Source organism: Limnohabitans sp. (genome assembly GCF_031539175.1).
In the GTDB taxonomy this organism is placed as follows: domain Bacteria; phylum Pseudomonadota; class Gammaproteobacteria; order Burkholderiales; family Burkholderiaceae_C; genus Limnohabitans.
The window spans coordinates 52,915-68,682 of sequence record NZ_JAVKLQ010000032.1; the positions used below are offsets into that span (position 1 = coordinate 52,915).

The 15,768-nt window shown below is 57.0% G+C and carries 16 protein-coding genes; 2 read left to right on the forward strand and 14 right to left on the reverse strand.

Features of this window, described 5'->3' with window-relative positions; translation table 11 throughout:
- Positions 1 to 3 precede the first annotated feature (3 nt).
- From RMS95_RS05625 to RMS95_RS05660, 8 genes are all read right to left on the reverse strand, one after another.
- Entirely contained in the window at positions 4 to 1,284 is a 1,281-nt protein-coding gene (locus tag RMS95_RS05625) for a glutamate-5-semialdehyde dehydrogenase (RefSeq protein WP_310644334.1), read from the reverse strand.
- A gap of 14 nt (positions 1,285 to 1,298) precedes the next feature.
- The gene (holA, locus tag RMS95_RS05630; RefSeq protein WP_310644336.1) at positions 1,299 to 2,369 is read right to left on the reverse strand and encodes a DNA polymerase III subunit delta; all 1,071 of its coding nucleotides are present in this window, start codon (positions 2,367 to 2,369) and stop codon (positions 1,299 to 1,301) included.
- A 2-nt stretch (positions 2,370 to 2,371) separates the two neighbouring features.
- Positions 2,372 to 2,878: an LPS assembly lipoprotein LptE gene (gene lptE, locus RMS95_RS05635; RefSeq protein WP_310644338.1), complete on the reverse strand. Its 507-nt coding sequence runs from the start codon at positions 2,876 to 2,878 to the stop codon at positions 2,372 to 2,374.
- 8 nt (positions 2,879 to 2,886) lie between these two features.
- Positions 2,887 to 5,601 (reverse strand): leucine--tRNA ligase, encoded by a 2,715-nt coding sequence (gene leuS / locus RMS95_RS05640; RefSeq protein WP_310644340.1) that lies wholly within the window; start codon positions 5,599 to 5,601, stop codon positions 2,887 to 2,889.
- Between the two features lie 97 nt (positions 5,602 to 5,698).
- The gene (locus RMS95_RS05645; RefSeq protein ID WP_310644342.1) at positions 5,699 to 6,151 is read right to left on the reverse strand and encodes a biopolymer transporter ExbD; all 453 of its coding nucleotides are present in this window, start codon (positions 6,149 to 6,151) and stop codon (positions 5,699 to 5,701) included.
- Positions 6,151 to 6,777 (reverse strand): MotA/TolQ/ExbB proton channel family protein, encoded by a 627-nt coding sequence (locus tag RMS95_RS05650; RefSeq protein ID WP_310644344.1) that lies wholly within the window; start codon positions 6,775 to 6,777, stop codon positions 6,151 to 6,153. Before RMS95_RS05650 ends, RMS95_RS05645 begins: the two co-directional genes overlap by 1 nt.
- A gap of 24 nt (positions 6,778 to 6,801) precedes the next feature.
- Positions 6,802 to 7,620 (reverse strand): 4-hydroxy-tetrahydrodipicolinate reductase, encoded by an 819-nt coding sequence (gene dapB, locus RMS95_RS05655; protein WP_310644346.1) that lies wholly within the window; start codon positions 7,618 to 7,620, stop codon positions 6,802 to 6,804.
- Between the two features lie 20 nt (positions 7,621 to 7,640).
- Positions 7,641 to 8,183 (reverse strand): outer membrane protein assembly factor BamE, encoded by a 543-nt coding sequence (locus RMS95_RS05660; RefSeq protein ID WP_405023362.1) that lies wholly within the window; start codon positions 8,181 to 8,183, stop codon positions 7,641 to 7,643.
- Between the two features lie 84 nt (positions 8,184 to 8,267).
- On the opposite strand from RMS95_RS05660, the gene fur reads away from it, so the two are divergent.
- The gene (gene fur / locus RMS95_RS05665) at positions 8,268 to 8,702 is read left to right on the forward strand and encodes a ferric iron uptake transcriptional regulator (RefSeq protein ID WP_310644350.1); all 435 of its coding nucleotides are present in this window, start codon (positions 8,268 to 8,270) and stop codon (positions 8,700 to 8,702) included.
- 6 nt (positions 8,703 to 8,708) lie between these two features.
- Here fur and hprK read toward each other — a convergent pair whose 3' ends face one another.
- The 3 genes from hprK to hpf all read right to left on the reverse strand — a co-directional run bounded on the left by hprK (position 8,709) and on the right by hpf (position 10,545).
- Positions 8,709 to 9,656 carry an HPr(Ser) kinase/phosphatase gene (gene hprK, locus RMS95_RS05670; protein WP_310644352.1) on the reverse strand — a complete coding sequence of 316 codons (948 nt, stop codon included), beginning with the start codon at positions 9,654 to 9,656 and terminating at the stop codon, positions 8,709 to 8,711.
- Positions 9,653 to 10,117 (reverse strand): PTS sugar transporter subunit IIA, encoded by a 465-nt coding sequence (locus RMS95_RS05675; protein ID WP_310644353.1) that lies wholly within the window; start codon positions 10,115 to 10,117, stop codon positions 9,653 to 9,655. The genes hprK and RMS95_RS05675 overlap by 4 nt, the downstream gene beginning before the upstream one ends.
- Positions 10,118 to 10,215: 98 nt before the next feature.
- Complete coding sequence (hpf, locus tag RMS95_RS05680; RefSeq protein ID WP_310644355.1) at positions 10,216 to 10,545, reverse strand: ribosome hibernation-promoting factor, HPF/YfiA family; 330 nt, start codon at positions 10,543 to 10,545, stop codon at positions 10,216 to 10,218.
- 278 nt (positions 10,546 to 10,823) lie between these two features.
- Between hpf and corA the strand changes: the two genes are divergently transcribed.
- Positions 10,824 to 11,810 carry a magnesium/cobalt transporter CorA gene (gene corA / locus RMS95_RS05685; RefSeq protein ID WP_104798102.1) on the forward strand — a complete coding sequence of 329 codons (987 nt, stop codon included), beginning with the start codon at positions 10,824 to 10,826 and terminating at the stop codon, positions 11,808 to 11,810.
- A gap of 34 nt (positions 11,811 to 11,844) precedes the next feature.
- On the opposite strand, the gene RMS95_RS05690 is transcribed toward corA, so the two are convergent.
- Genes RMS95_RS05690 through RMS95_RS05700 form a run of 3 tightly spaced genes read right to left on the reverse strand, consistent with a single transcriptional unit; the run spans position 11,845 to position 15,766 of the window.
- A complete protein-coding gene (locus RMS95_RS05690) occupies positions 11,845 to 12,606 on the reverse strand; it encodes a 5'-methylthioadenosine/adenosylhomocysteine nucleosidase (RefSeq protein WP_310644357.1) in 762 nt (253 codons plus the stop codon).
- Entirely contained in the window at positions 12,603 to 14,279 is a 1,677-nt protein-coding gene (locus tag RMS95_RS05695) for a long-chain-fatty-acid--CoA ligase (RefSeq protein WP_310644358.1), read from the reverse strand. The genes RMS95_RS05690 and RMS95_RS05695 overlap by 4 nt, the downstream gene beginning before the upstream one ends.
- 2 nt (positions 14,280 to 14,281) lie before the next feature.
- Positions 14,282 to 15,766 carry an NAD(P)(+) transhydrogenase (Re/Si-specific) subunit beta gene (locus RMS95_RS05700; RefSeq protein ID WP_310644670.1) on the reverse strand — a complete coding sequence of 495 codons (1,485 nt, stop codon included), beginning with the start codon at positions 15,764 to 15,766 and terminating at the stop codon, positions 14,282 to 14,284.
- Positions 15,767 to 15,768: the final 2 nt, after the last annotated feature.

The following is a 15,768-nucleotide window of genomic DNA, read 5'->3' on the forward strand; positions in this document are numbered from 1 at the left end:
GATTTAAACCCGAACCTCGCCTTGACCCAAAACCACGTATTTGAGCGAGGTCAAGCCTTCAATGCCGACAGGGCCACGGGCATGGAACTTGTCGGTTGAAATGCCTATCTCGGCGCCTAAACCGTATTCAAAACCATCCGCAAAGCGGGTGCTGGCGTTGACCATGACGCTGGATGAGTCCACCTCACGCAAAAAGCGCTGGGCGTGCATGTGGTCACGGGTCAGGATGGCTTCCGTGTGATGGCTGGAGTAGTGGTTGATGTGGGCGATGGCGTCGTCCAACCCTGTCACCACTTTGACACTGATGATGGGGCCGAGGTATTCCTCAAACCAATCTTGCTCAGTCGCGTCTTTCAGACTCGCCCCTTGAACACTGGCCAAAATGGCTTTGGCCTCGGGGCAGCAACGCATTTCCACGCCCTTCGCCGCGTAAATCGCACCGATCTTGGGTAAAAACTCGGCGGCCACACCACGCGCCACCAGCAAACTTTCGCTGGCGTTGCAAGGGCTGTATTTTTGGGTCTTGGCATTGTCAGCCACGGTGACGGCCATGGCGATGTCGCATGGATCATCCACGTAGGTGTGGCAGTTGCCGTCCAAATGCTTGATGACGGGCACTTTGGCATCGCGACTGATGCGCTCAATGAGCCCCTTGCCACCGCGTGGAATGATGACGTCCACAAACTCTGGCATGGCGATGAGGTGGCCCACGGCTTCGCGGTCGGTGGTTTGCACCAGTTGCACCGCATCGGTCGGCAAGCCGCTCTCGCTCAGCGCTTGTTGGACGAGCTTGGCCAAGGCTTTGTTGGACTCGATCGCTTCCGAGCCACCGCGCAAGATGCAGGCGTTGCCACTTTTGATGGACAACGAGGCGGCCTCAATCGTCACGTTGGGGCGGCTCTCGAAAATCATGCCGAACACACCCAAAGGCACGCGCATTTGCCCCACGCGAATGCCGCTGGGTTGCTCTTTCAACCCCGTGATCTCACCGATCACCTCGGGCATGGATGCGAGTTGCTCGCAGCCTTGCGCGCAGGTCTCCAAGACTTTGGGGCTGAGTTTCAGGCGGTCCACCATGGGTGCATCCAGCCCTGCAGCCAAGGCGCGCTCAATGTCTTTGGCGTTGTCAATTTGCAGCGCATCGATGTTGGCGCGCAGCAAAGCAGCCAAGCTGCGCAAGGCTTTGTTTTTAACGGCTGCCGAGGCTTTGGCCATTTGAGCCGAGGCTTTTTTGGCTTGTGCGCCCAAGGCGTGCATGTGGTCGGCGACGTGGGATTCGGTCATGGTGTGATTCTCTTTCAAGCCTGGCGCGGCATACAAGCGCGGCACAGACGCAAGGCCAAACGGTGCAAGGCCTGCCAGTTATCGGTGGGCCAATCGGCCACTTTGAGGCCTTTGACAATGCCATCGACTTGGTGTGCCGATTGCAACAATTTCTCGAGCATGCCCACGCTCAAGCGCGGCAGCACGCGTTCAAACAAACGCTCACGCGGGCCCCAAATGCGTTGCTCGCGCAGCGCCATGGGCAAGGCTTTACCAGCAGCCACCGCGTCTTTGACGCGTTTCAAAGCACGAATTTCTTCGGCCAACGTGTAATGCACCAGCACTTCGGCTTCGCCCTCTGCTTTCAGACCATCGAGCATGCGCTGCACGCGCAGCGGTTGACCACTCAGCACCGCCTCCGACAGTTTGAACACGTCGTAGCGCGCCACGTTGAGCACCGCCCGCTCCACTTGCTCAAAGCTCAACTCGCCAGCAGGGTAAAGCAGCCCGAGTTTTTGAATTTCTTGGTGGGCGGCCAACAAGTTGCCTTCGACCCGATCGGCAAAAAACTGCAAGGTGTGCTGGCCCGCTTCGCCTTCGCTCACACGCTGCTGTTGCGCGCCCAAGCGATGCGCAATCCAAGTGGGCAAGGTGTGACGCTCGATCGGGTCAACCTGCACGCTGATGCCGTTGTTCTCTAATGCGGAAAACCAAGCCGAGCTTTTGGTGGCTTTGTCCAAACGTGGCAGCAGCAACACCGTCAAGTTGCTGTCGTTGCCCACCGCCAACTCCGCGATGTTTTGCAAGGCCACACTGCCGTCTTTGCCGGGCTTGCCTGAAGGGATGCGAATCTCAATGATTTGCTTGTCGGCAAACAAACTCATGGAGCCGCCTGCGGCCAGCACCTCACCCCAATCAAAGTGAGCCCCAGCCACCGTGAACACACTGCGCTCGGTGAAGCCCTGCGCGCGGGCTGTGGCGCGCAGCGCATCCAAGGCCTCTTGCTGCAACAAAGGCTCATCACCATGGAAGGTGTAGAGGCTGCGCAGCCCTTTGGCGGCTTGCGTCTGCAAGTGTTGGCTGAATTGATGGGCGGCGACTTGCATGGTCAGAGCTGACGAATCGCGGCCAAACGTCGCTGAATTTGCTGCACCAAGTCGTTTTCCATGTCGCGGTACAGCAAGCCTTCTTCAGACTCTTTAGAGAGTGCGCCGGTTTCGTTGAAGTTGATGTCACGGGTGAGCACCAACTCGGTGTCAGGAATCAACTCTTTGCCCGCTTGTGTGCGGACACGGAAGCGGTAGCGCAAGCGCAATTGGAATTCACGGATGGCCCCTGTCGAGGTACGCCCCACCACCACTTTCTCACGCAGCTCCATCAGCTGATCGAAGATGACTTGGGCACGTTCGATTTGCTTGGGATCGCTGATGACTTCCACTTGGCCCGTGGCCGCCAAACTGCGATGCAGCTTGATACCCAAGGGTGACACCACGGGCACGCTGCTGAACAGGGTGCTGAAGGCATAGTTCGGCGCCTTGCGCAACTCGAAGCCACACCCCGCCAACCCAACAACGAAGCTAGACGAGATCAGCAGGGCACGGCGTGTGGTGAACATGGCAACGCTTAAACGACGATGTTGACCAACCGGCCAGGCACGACGATGACCTTCTTCGGCGCAGCGCCATTGGCTTGCTTGATGAAGGCTTCGGTGGCCAAAGCGGCTTGTTCGATTTGCTCTTTGGTCGCTGTCGCGCTGACCAACACGGCGCCACGCAGCTTGCCGTTGATTTGCAACATCAACTCCAACTCGTCGCGTTGTAACGCGCTTTCATCCACTTCTGGCCAAGCGGTGTCGAGCAAGTCGCCGGTCTTGGAAGCGTAGCCCAATTCAGTCCACAAGTTGGCCGTGATGTGCGGGCAAGCGGGGTAGAGCATGCGCAGCAAGATGGAGACGCCTTCGCACAACACGGCGTTATCGCCGTCACTGCCGTCCGCCTTGAAGTCTTCCAAGGCATTGAGCAATTTCATGCAGCCCGACACCACGGTGTTGTATTGCATGCGGTCGTAGTCGTAGCTGACTTGCTTCAACACCACGTGCATTTCGCGGCGCAAATCGGCAGCTTCTTTACGCGGCTTGGTCGCGCTCAGGTTGCCAGCAGTAGCAGCCTTGAGGGTGGCTTCGTGTTTGTGCGCGAAGTTCCACACACGACGCAAGAAACGGTAGCTGCCTTCCACCGCCGCATCGTTCCACTCCAGCGTGGCTTCCGGCGGCGCGGTGAACATGGTGTACAGACGCGCGGTGTCGGCGCCGTAGCGCTCGATCAGGTCTTGCGGGTCCACGCCGTTGTTCTTGGACTTGGACATGGTGCCCACGCCTTCGTAGTCGATGGCAGTACCCACGGGCAGTTTGCCGTCGCTGCTATCGGCTGCGTTTTTGAGCTTGGCGCCCACCACTTTGCCTGCGTCATCGAGCACGTGCTCGACATCGTGTGGCCAGAAGTAGTCTTTGCCACCTTTGGCCGTGCGGCGTGAGTAGATGTGGTTGAGCACCATGCCTTGCGTGAGCAACTTGGTGAACGGCTCGTCCACTTTGACCAGGCCCATGTCGCGCATGACCTTGGTCCAGAAACGTGCGTAGAGCAAATGCAAGATGGCGTGCTCAATGCCGCCAATGTATTGGTCCATCGGCGCCCAGTACTGCGCCCCCTCGGCCACCATCGCTTCGGCATTGGTCGGGTCGCAATAGCGCATGAAGTACCACGACGAATCCACAAACGTGTCCATCGTGTCGGTCTCGCGGCGTGCGGGCTTGCCGCACACAGGGCAAGTCACACCCGCATGGAAGCCCACGTGCTTGTGCAGCGGGTTGCCAGAGCCATCGGGGATGCAGTCTTGCGGCAATACCACGGGTAAATCTTTTTCGGGCACAGGCACTGCGCCGTGTTCGTCGCAGTGAATGATGGGGATCGGCGTGCCCCAATAACGCTGGCGGCTGATGCCCCAGTCGCGCAAACGCCAGGTGGTTTTCTTCTCGCCTAAGCCTTTGGCTGCGAGCAACTCGGCCACTTTGTTGACCGCTGCTTTTTGGTTCAAACCGTCGAGCTCGCCAGAGTTGATACACACGCAGCATTGCTTGTCGCCGTACCACTCCTGCCACTCTTTGTCGTTGAACGCTTGGTCTTTGACCGATACCACTTGTTGGATGGGCAAGTCGTATTTCAAAGCAAACGCAAAGTCACGTTCGTCATGTGCAGGCACGCCCATGACGGCGCCATCGCCGTAAGACATGAGCACGTAATTACCCACCCACACTTCGACTTTCGCACCGGTCAATGGGTGCGTGACAAACAAGCCCGTGGGCATGCCTTTTTTCTCTTGCGTAGCCAACTCGGCTTCAGTCGTGCCACCGCTCTTGCATTCTTCGAGGAAGGCAGCCATTGCAGGGTTGGTCGCCGCAGCGTGCAACGCCAGCGGATGCTCAGCTGCCACCGCGCAGAAGGTGACGCCCATGATGGTGTCGGCACGCGTGGTGAACACGTACATCCTGCCCTGCTCACCAGCAGGTGAGCTTTCTGATGCTCCAACCAACGCGCCGTCTGCACTGCGAATGTCGTGCGTGAACGCAAAGCGCACGCCCTCAGACTTGCCAATCCAGTTCTCTTGCATCAAGCGCACTTTGTCGGGCCAGCCGTTCAAGGTGGCTTTGTCGTTGCCCATCTGCACGTGCTCAAGCAACTCTTGCGCGTAGCTGGTGATGTCGAGGTAGTAGCCAGGAATTTCACGCTTCTCAACGGGTGCGCCTGTGCGCCAGCCTTTGCCGTCTATCACTTGTTCGTTGGCCAACACGGTTTGGTCCACTGGGTCCCAGTTCACCACTTGGGTCTTGCGGTAGGCGATGCCTTTTTCAAGCATCTTCAAGAACAACCATTGGTTCCACTTGTAGTAGGTCGCATCGCAGGTGGCCACTTCGCGTGACCAGTCAATGGCCAAGCCCATCGCCTGCATTTGCTTCTTCATGTAGGCGATGTTTTCGTAGGTCCACTTGGCGGGTGGCACACCGTTTTTGAGCGCGGCGTTTTCAGCGGGCAAACCAAATGCATCCCAGCCCATGGGCATCAACACGTTGAAGCCCTTCATGCGCAGGTTGCGCGTGAGCATGTCGTTGATGGTGTAGTTACGCACGTGGCCCATGTGCAGCTTGCCGCTGGGGTAAGGCAGCATGGAGCAGGCGTAAAACTTTTTCTTGGACGCGTCTTCGGTCACGCGGTAAGCATCGGCGTGGGTCCAAGCGGCCTGAACAGCGCGCTCGACCTCGGTGTGGTTGTATTTGTCTTGCATGGAATCAGTCAGAGAACCCCGACGAGTACGGGGAGCACCGCCTTTAAAAGCAAAGGCTGGATATGCCTAGATTTTAGGGCTTGGATCAGGGTGGAAGTCAGGGGGTCGTCGCGGGCGGTTTGCGCTCGGTCACAAAGCCAATGCGGTTCATGCCCACTTGCTGGGCCAGGCCCATGACTTCGACGACACGCCCATAGGGCACACGCTCATCCGCACGCAATTGGACCTCGGGTAACTCACCCGCCCCTTGGGCCATGGCTTGTGCGGCTCGCTGCGCAAGGATCTGCTTCAGCTCAGCCCATTCAACGATCTTGTCGTCCAAAAAGACATCGCCTTTGGCATCGATGGCAACATTCACAAATCGGGGCGGCGCACTGCTGGCCGACACGGCTTCTGTTTTCGGCAAATCCAGCTTCAACGCACCGAGCATCAACGGTGCGGTGATGATGAAAATCACCAGCAATACCATCATCACGTCCACCAAAGGCGTGACGTTGATGTCGCTCATTGGCGTTTGACCTGGCGTGCGTTCAAAACGTCCGAAAGCCATCACAGCGCTCGCAAATCGTGGGCAAACCCTTCGAGCTCTTGCTCCAAACGGTTGATCACCCGCCCCATCACGTTAAAGGCCAACACAGCCGGCAGTGCCACGGCCAAGCCAGCCGCCGTCATGATGAGGGCCTCGCCCACGGGGCCTGCCACTTGTGCAATGGAGAGTTGACCGGCCGTCGAAATGCCCGTGAGCGCGTGGTAGATGCCCCACACCGTCCCCAGCAACCCCACAAAGGGCGCGGTCGAGCCGACGGTCGCCAACAGCACCTGTCCCGATTGCAAACGGTGCAGCACCTCATGCAAGGCATCACGCAGCAAGCGGGTGCGCTGGGCCACATCATCACCTTGGGCACCCAAGGTGCCAGGCATGCGGTTTTGCTGGGCTTGGGCCAGCGGCAGTAAAACTCGGCAACGGTCTAAAGCACCCAACGCTGTCAAGCCCTGCGCGATGTCTCGGGCCTGCCAAAAGGCGGCTTTACCTTGGACCACATCTGCGCTGACGCGGCGCAACAGCCAAACTTTGTAAAGAATCACCGTCCAAGTGGCGACCGACATCGCCAGCAGCACAACGTCCAGCGTCACACTGAGCGCATCGCCTTGCCAAGCAGTTTCGAAAAAACTCATCGCGACATGGATTCAGTGAACAACTTAGCGCAGGTTCAACACATCAAACATGTCGAACAGCCCTTTGTCTTTGCCGGCCAAAAAGCTCGCAGCGCGCAAACTGCCTTGCGCATACGTGGCACGGCTCGACGACTTGTGGGTGACCTCAATGCGCTCACCCGTCCCAGCGAACAACACGGTGTGATCGCCCACGATGTCGCCACCGCGGATGGTGGCAAAACCGATGGTGGACGGATCGCGCTCCCCGGTGTGACCGTAACGCTCGTAGACCGCGCAATCTTTCAGATCGCGACCCATCGCCTCAGCAATGACTTCGCCCATTTTCAAAGCAGTGCCTGATGGGGCATCCACTTTGTGACGGTGGTGGGCTTCGATGATTTCGATGTCGTAGCCCGTGGGCATGGCCTGTGCGGCCATTTGCAACAGTTTCAAAGTCACGTTGACGCCCACGCTCATGTTGGGTGCCATGACGATGGCGATGTCTTTCGCCGCTTCGGCGATCTCAGCTTTTTGGGCGTCGGTAAACCCCGTGGTGCCAATGACGAGCTTCACACCCAGTTCACGACACACCTTAAGGTGGGCTAATGTCCCCTCGGGGCGGGTGAAGTCAATCAACACTTGGCTATTTTTCAAACCTTGGCGCACATCGGCCTCGATGTTGACGCCGCTGGCTTGACCTAAAAAACCCGTCGCATCGTTGCCAATGCCAGGGCTGGCGGGCACATCCAAAGCGCCGCTGAGTTGAAACTCGGGCGCGTGACGCACAGCCTCGATCAACATGTGGCCCATGCGGCCGCTGGCGCCAGCGATGGCAATTTTCAAAGGAGGTGTTGTGTGGGCCATGGTGTGGGCACTTTCAAAAATCAACGGGCAGGAACTTCAAGCGGCGGGTAGGTCGCAGGCTTGGAGGGTGCGGGAGCTGGCGCAACAGGGGCAACCGGCTTGGCAGGAAATTGGGCCAAATCAGCCTCAGTGGCCTTCAGATCGGGGAGCTTTTTGGCGGCGACCCGTGTGTCAATCTTGGCAGCGAACTCGGCCTCGGAAGGCAACGGATCTCCATCAATCTGAACCAAAATATCGTTCTTGAAAAATACACTGAAACGTCGCAATTGCGGCTCTGCGCCTTGGCGACGGATGGTGAACGCGTAGTCCCAACGATCGCCGTGGAACACGCTGGTCACCAAGGGGGTCCCCAGAATGTCTCGCACCGCTTGGCGAGGCATGCCTAGGCGCAAGGCTTGCGCTTGTTCGCGCGAGACAAAGTTGCCTTGCACGACCTCAGGTTGATAAGGCGTGATCAAGCTTGAGCACGCGGTCAGCCCTAAGCCAGCAACCAGACAGGCCGCCACGAGCGAAGTGTGCCGACTGAACGACGAGAAAGAGGCTTTTCGACAGAATTCAAACATGGTGTGAAAGGCCGAATTGGGCTGTAACGCTATGATCTGTTCATTGTAGCGGGCCCCCTGTTTCGCCCGTCTTGGAGAGACCTCATGGCCCACGCCGACGACTTGAAAAGCATTGGGCTCAAAGCCACTTTGCCACGACTCAAAATTCTGAATTTGTTTCAGACCAGCGGACAACGCCACATGACGGCCGAAGATGTCTATCGCCAATTGATGTTGCAAAACGTGGACATCGGCTTGGCCACGGTGTATCGCGTGCTGATGCAGTTTGAACAAGCCGACATCCTCAAACGCAGCCACTTTGAAAGCGAACGCGCGGTCTACGAGCTCAACGAAGGTGAGCACCACGACCACTTGGTGTGTCTAGATTGCGGCCGAGTGGAAGAATTTCACGACAAAGAGATTGAGGCGCTGCAAATCAAAGTGGCCAAACGCCAAGGGTTTGAAATTGCCGACCATGCTTTGAGTTTGTATGCCCACTGCCGCAAAACCAATTGCGAGCACCGCCCCGTCAAGGCCTAACGCCGCTTAGTTCTGGGACATGGCACGTTGGTGCCTAGAAATAAATTCTTGATACGTGTCGACACCGCGCAATTGCAAGATGGTGTTGCGCACAGCAGCCTCGACCAGCACCGCAATGTTGCGCCCCGCCACCACTTGAATGACGGCCTTGCGCACAGGCACACCCAAAACGTCTTGGGTCAGTGGCTCATGCGGGAGTCGCTCGTAATCGCGCTCCAAAGTCTCTTTGCGAACCAGGTGAACAATGAGCTTAAGGCGCATTTTGCGTCGCACCGCTGTTTCGCCAAAAATCGCACGAATGTCCAGCAAACCAATGCCCCGAACTTCAAGCAAGTTTTGAATCAGCTCAGGGCAACGCCCTTCGATGGTGGTTTGGTTGATGCGAAACAAATCAACGGCATCGTCAGCCACCAAGCCGTTGCCACGCGAAATGAGCTCTAAGCCCAACTCGCTTTTGCCCAAGCCCGACTCGCCCGTGATCATCACGCCCAAGCCCAAAATGTCCATGAACACGCCGTGCATGGAGGTGCGATCGGCAAAGTGCTTTGACAAGTAAGCGCGCAACACGTCAATCACAAAAGCGGCTGACTCGGTGGTGGAAAAGAGCGGAATCTGCGCGCGCTCGCACATCGCAATCAGTTCAGGCGGGGCAACTTGGCCATCGGCCAAAACCAACACAGGCGGCTCCAAAGTCACGATGCGTGCGATGCGACGTGCGCAATCTGCAGCCGAACATTTGGAAATGTAATTAACTTCGCGCTCACCCAGCACTTGGGTTCGGTAAGGATGGATGTAATTGAGGTAACCCACCAAATCAGCGCCTGAACGAGCAGCGCGAACGGCAACCTCATCAAAATGGCGCTCCGAAGCGCCTAAACCGGCCAGCCATTCCCAGCGCAAACTGCTGCGAAAGGCCTCGAACAACAGATCGGCACTGATGACGGTGGGTTTCAAATGGGCACCGAATTCCAGGTTGACACGATGCGGTGCAACTCAGCCGCGTTGTTGCACGATTTGATTTTCTCGCGCAGCGCGGTGTCGCTCAGCAACTCCGCGATTTCCGACAAAATTTCAAGGTGCTTTTGCGTGAAGGCCTCAGGCACCAGCAAAAAGATCAACAAATTGACCGGTTGCTCATCGGGGGCATCAAAGCCAATGGGCTGCTGCAACTGAAACACCGCCGCCATGGGCGTCTTCAAGCCTTTGATGCGGCCGTGCGGTATGGCGACGCCATGCCCTAAGCCGGTAGAGCCTAAACGCTCACGCGCAAACAAGCTGTCGGCCACCATCGCGCGACTCAATCCGTGCAGACCTTCAAACAGAAGACCCGCCTCTTCAAAAGCGCGTTTTTTACTGGTGACCTCAACTTGCACAAGAACTTGTGCTGGAGGCAGGATGGAAGCTAATCGATTCATGGTGTGAGCGCAGATTATGCACCCCTTGTGAGCCGTACTTAAAAACACAAAAACCGCCAAAAATTAGCGGTTTTTGCAGATTTAGGCACTAAAAAACGTTACATCAGACGCTTGGGGCTTTCGTGATGGTGTTTTTGAAGCTTGTCTTTGTGGCGAACCACTTGCCGGTCCAGCTTGTCCACCAACTCATCCACCGCCGCATACAAATCTTCATGGGCGCTCTCAGCAAACATGTCGTTACCTTTCACATGGATGTTGCATTCAGCCTTTTGGCGACGCTCTTTCTCCGTCTGGTTTTCGATACTCAAGAGCACTTTCACATCCACAACTTGGTCAAAGTGTCGGGTGATTCGATCTAACTTACCTGTCACATAACTGCGCAATGCGGGCGTAACTTCAAGATGGTGACCACTGATCGTCAAGTTCATAAAAGCCTCCTAGAGTGAATTGGCAGTTTCACTATGCGCCTGCCGCCGAGAAAAAACAATAGCTAAGACTCAAAGATTTCGTAAAAAGACCCTGCTGAAAACCCCTACCTTAGGCAGCCTGAGTGCCATAATTCGAGTCACTTCAACAGCGGAGATCTCTCCTTGGAAACCTACCCTAGTCGGTAGCTTTCGGATCGCATCAGGCCCTCGTGCCGCTCGGATTCGAAAGCTGCATTTCACCTCCTTCGAATTTCGGTGCCACACGCACAAGGAACGCCATGCTCAATATTTTCACGCTGGCCAATGGCCGACTCTTCCAAGAAGAGATCGAGTCGCTGGAAGAACTCTCTAAATTTCAACCCATCTGGGTAGACCTAGAAGCCCCCACGGTCGAGGAAAAGCGCTGGATCAAACAGTATTACGGCCTGTCCATCCCCGAGGATGCGATGGACGAAGACATTGAAGAATCCGCCCGCTTTTACCAAGAAGACAACGGCGAACTGCACATCCGCAGTGACTTTTTAATCGCCGACGAAGACGAACCGCGCACCGTGCGCGTGGCCTTCATCTTGAACCAGAACAACGACGCTCTGCGCAGCCGGGGCGTGTTGTTCTCCATCCACGATGAAGATGTGCCTGTGTTTCGCCTGCTACGCATGCGTGCCCGGCGCGCCCCAGGCTTGATTGAAGATGCCAAAGAAGTGCTGCTCAAGCTCTTTGACGCGGATGCCGAATACTCCGCCGACACTCTCGAAGGTATTTACGACCAGCTGGAAAAAGCTGGCAAATTGGTGCTCTCTGAAGACGTGACCGACGCTTTGGCCGGTGATGTGCTGGGCGCCATCGCGCGTCAGGAAGACTTGAACGGACGCATTCGTCGCAACGTGATGGACACCCGACGCGCCGTGAGCTTCATGATGCGCTCGCGCATGCTCAACGCCGACCAGTTTGAAGAAGCGCGCCAAATTTTGCGCGACATTGAATCGCTGGACAACCACACCGCGTTCCTGTTCGACAAGATCAACTTTTTGATGGACGCCACCGTCGGCTTCATCAACATCAACCAAAACAAGATCATCAAGATTTTCTCGGTGGCCAGCGTTGCGTTGCTGCCACCGACGCTGATTGCCAGCATCTACGGCATGAACTTCCAGTACATGCCGGAGTTGAACAAAACTTGGGGCTACCCGTTCGCGCTGGCTTTGATGCTGGCCAGTGCGTTGGTGCCCATGTGGTACTTCCGCAAACGTGGTTGGCTGAAGTAAGCGCGTCAGGCCAGGGCCTTTGAGCCATCACGCCTCATGACACAGGCAACTGCGCCAGCAAACGGTCCAACACGGCCACGCTGTAACGGCTCGCAATGGTTTGGATGAAGCGGGGAAAGTCCACATGCGCGGCATCATCCGCACGGTCTGAGATGGTGCGAATGGCCGCCAAGGGCACGCCGTAATCACGGCACACCTGCGCCATGGCCGCGCACTCCATCTCCACGGCCAACGCTTGCGGCAGACGCCGCTGCAGCTCTGCACTCTCTGCGTTGGTCGACACAAACCGGTCACCACTGGCCACCAAGCCTTGATGCACCGTGGCAGCATCCAGCGCCAAACCCAGCCAGTCGCTGGGCGGCAAACTTTGCACCAAATCCGCCAACGCCAAGGGCGCAACGGCCAAGAGCGCATCACTCAAAGCGACATCCGAAGGGAAATGGGTCATGCCGGTCAACGGCACTTCATGGCGCGGAAATAGCGGCGAGGCATCCATGTCGTGTTGCACGAACGCACGTGCCACCACCACATCGCCCACGTTGACATGTGGCGCCAAACCACCGGCCACGCCAGTAAAGAGCATGCGGGTGACACCAAATCGCTCAATCAGGGTCGTGGCCGTGGTGGCAGCCGCCACCTTGCCGATGCGAGACAACACGGCGACGACCTCATGGCCATGCCAATGCCCGATCCAAAACTCACGGCCTGCCACCACCGTTTTCTGCTCGTCGGGCATGCGCGCCAGCACCGCAGCCAGCTCTTCGTGCATGGCGCTGACCAGAGCAAGTCGGCTCATTTTTGATCGCGTAATTCGCGGCGCAACACTTTGCCCACCGGCGTCTTGGGCAAGTCGGCACGAAATTCGATGACGCGGGGCAATTTATAGCCGGTGAGGTTTTGTTTGCAGTAGTCACGCACGTCGGTTTCCGTCAAAGCAGGGTCTTTTTTGACCACCACCAATTTGACCGCTTCGCCCGAGCGCTCGTCTGGAATGCCGATCACGGCACACTCCAACACACCGGGCAAGCTCGCCACCACGTCTTCGACCTCATTCGGATAGACGTTGAAACCGCTGACCAAAATCATGTCTTTTTTGCGATCGACGATGCGGAAAAATCCACGCTCATCCATCACACCCACATCGCCGGACTTGAAGAAGCCGTCTTGCGTCATCGCCCGTGCGGTTTCGTCAGGACGCTGCCAATACCCCGCCATCACCTGCGGACCGCGAATGACAATTTCACCTGGCACGCCTGGCGCAACCTCACGGCCATCGTCGTCAATGATCTTCATTTCTGTGCTGGGAATTGGCACACCAATGCTGCCGGTGTATGTCGAACTGGTCACGGAGTTACAGCTGGCGGAAGGGCTGGTTTCAGACAAGCCGTAGCCTTCGCAAATTGGGCAACCTGTTTTCTCCAGCCATATCTTGGCCACCGCACCTTGGACGGCCGTACCGCCCCCCAACGACACCACCAAATGCGACCAATCTACTTTGCCAAAATCTGGATGGTTGGCCAAACCATTGAACAAGGTATTAACCGCAGGAAACATGTGAAAGCGATGCTTAGACAGCTCCTTGATCACCGCCGGCAAATCGCGCGGATTGGGAATCAAGATTGAACAACCGCCCACGCGCATGGTCAGCATCATGTTGATGGTGAACGCAAAGATGTGATACAGGGGCAAAGCGCAAACAAACGTGAGCTGTTCATCAGCGGGAACGCGTTTGAGCGCTGGGTCATTCCACGCCGCAGACTGCAGCACGTTGGCCACCAAATTGCGGTGCAGCAACTCTGCGCCTTTTGACACACCGGTGGTACCGCCGGTGTACTGCAGCACCGCCAAATCGTCACCCGTGATCGCTGGCAAAGTCAGCGTGCTGCGTTCACCAAAAGACAAGGCGTCGTTGAAACGCACCACATCTGGCAGTTCAAATGGGGGCACCATTTTTTTAACGCGACGCACCACTTGGTTGACCACAAACCCTTTGAGCAGGCCCAAACGATCACCCATGGCGCATAGCACCACATGCTTCACCGGCGTTTTAGCGAGGCATTGCTGCAGCGTAGCCGCAAAGTTTTCCAAAATCACAATGGCTTTGGCGCCCGAATTTTTGAGCTGACCTTCCAGCTCACGCGGGGTGTACAGGGGATTGATGTTGACCACCACAAAACCTGCGCGCAGCACCGCAGCCACAGCCACGGGATATTGCAAAACGTTAGGCAACATGATGGCCACACGGTCGCCCGCCACCAACCCCAGACCTTGCAGATACGCGGCAAACACTTGGCTCAAGCGATCCAACTCGGCATAGGACATGTCGCGCCCCATGAAGTTAAACGCTGGCCTATCGCCATAACGCCTAAAGCTGTCTTGCATCAACTCCACCAGCGACGCATACGCACTGGTATCAATGTCAGCGGGGACGCCTTCAGGGTAGGCGCTCAGCCAAGGGCGATTCATCATGCTTATTCCACTGCCTTGATCATGTCTTCCACCACCTTCTTCGCATCGCCAAAGACCATCATGGTTTTGTCCATGTAGAACAACTCATTGTCCAAACCGGCATAACCCGCGGCCATTGAGCGTTTGTTCACGATGATTGTTTTGGCCTTGTAGGCTTCCAAAATTGGCATGCCATAAATGGCGCTGCCTTTTTGCAACGCAGCGGGGTTGACCACGTCGTTGGCGCCCAAAATGATGGCCACGTCGGCTTGCGCAAACTCGCCGTTGATGTCTTCCATCTCGAACACTTGGTCGTAAGGCACTTCAGCTTCGGCCAACAACACGTTCATGTGGCCAGGCATGCGGCCTGCTACGGGGTGAATGGCGTACTTCACGGTGATGCCTTTGTGCATCAGTTTTTCAGCCAACTCATTCACCGCATGCTGCGCACGCGCCACCGCCAAACCGTAGCCGGGCACGATGACCACGGTCTCCGCGTTGGCCAAGATATAAGCCGCATCGTCGGCGCTACCGCTCTTGACAGGACGCTGCTCTTGCGCACCTGCCACCGCCGTGGTGGCTTCGGCACCAAAGCCGCCCAAGATCACGCTGAAGAACGAGCGGTTCATGGCCTTGCACATGATGTAACTCAAGATCGCGCCCGAGCTTCCCACCAACGAACCCGCAATGATCAACATGCTGTTGTTCAACGAAAAACCAATACCGGCTGCCGCCCAGCCCGAATAGCTGTTGAGCATGGACACCACCACCGGCATGTCCGCACCACCAATCGGGATGATGATGAGCACGCCCAGCACAAACGACAAAGCCAGCATGGCAAAGAACGCTGTCCAGCTCTCCGAGGCGACAAACATCAAGCCCAGACCCAAGGTGGCCAAACCGAGCACCAAGTTCAGCATGTGCTGACCCGCAAAGCTCACAGGCGCGCCTTGGAACAAACGGAATTTGTATTTACCCGACAACTTGCCAAACGCAATCACCGAGCCGCTGAAGGTGATGGCACCAATCGCTGCCCCCAAAAACAGCTCCAAACGGTTGCCCGCAGGAATGGGGAAGCGCTGAACCATTTCCGTGATCACCAAACCACTGGCGGTTTGCACCCCCGCGGCCACCTCTTGCGGTGCGGCGGTGATGCCAAAAGCCCAAGGCTCAGCCACAGCCGCCACGCCAATGAACACCGCAGCCAAACCAATCATGCTGTGCATGAACGCCACGAGTTCGGGCATCTTGGTCATCTCGACGCGCTGCGCCATGAGGGTACCCGCACCGCCGCCGATCACCAGACCCAGCAACACCCAACTCATGCCGATGCCAGAGCCCGACAGCTTGATGATCAACGCTGCCGTGGTGATGACGGCAATCGTCATCCCCGCCATGCCGAACACGTTGCCGCGAATCGACGTGGTGGGATGGCTCAAGCCTTTGAGCGCCTGGATGAAACACACGCTCGCCACCAAGTACAGCAAGGTGACCAAATTCATTGACACAA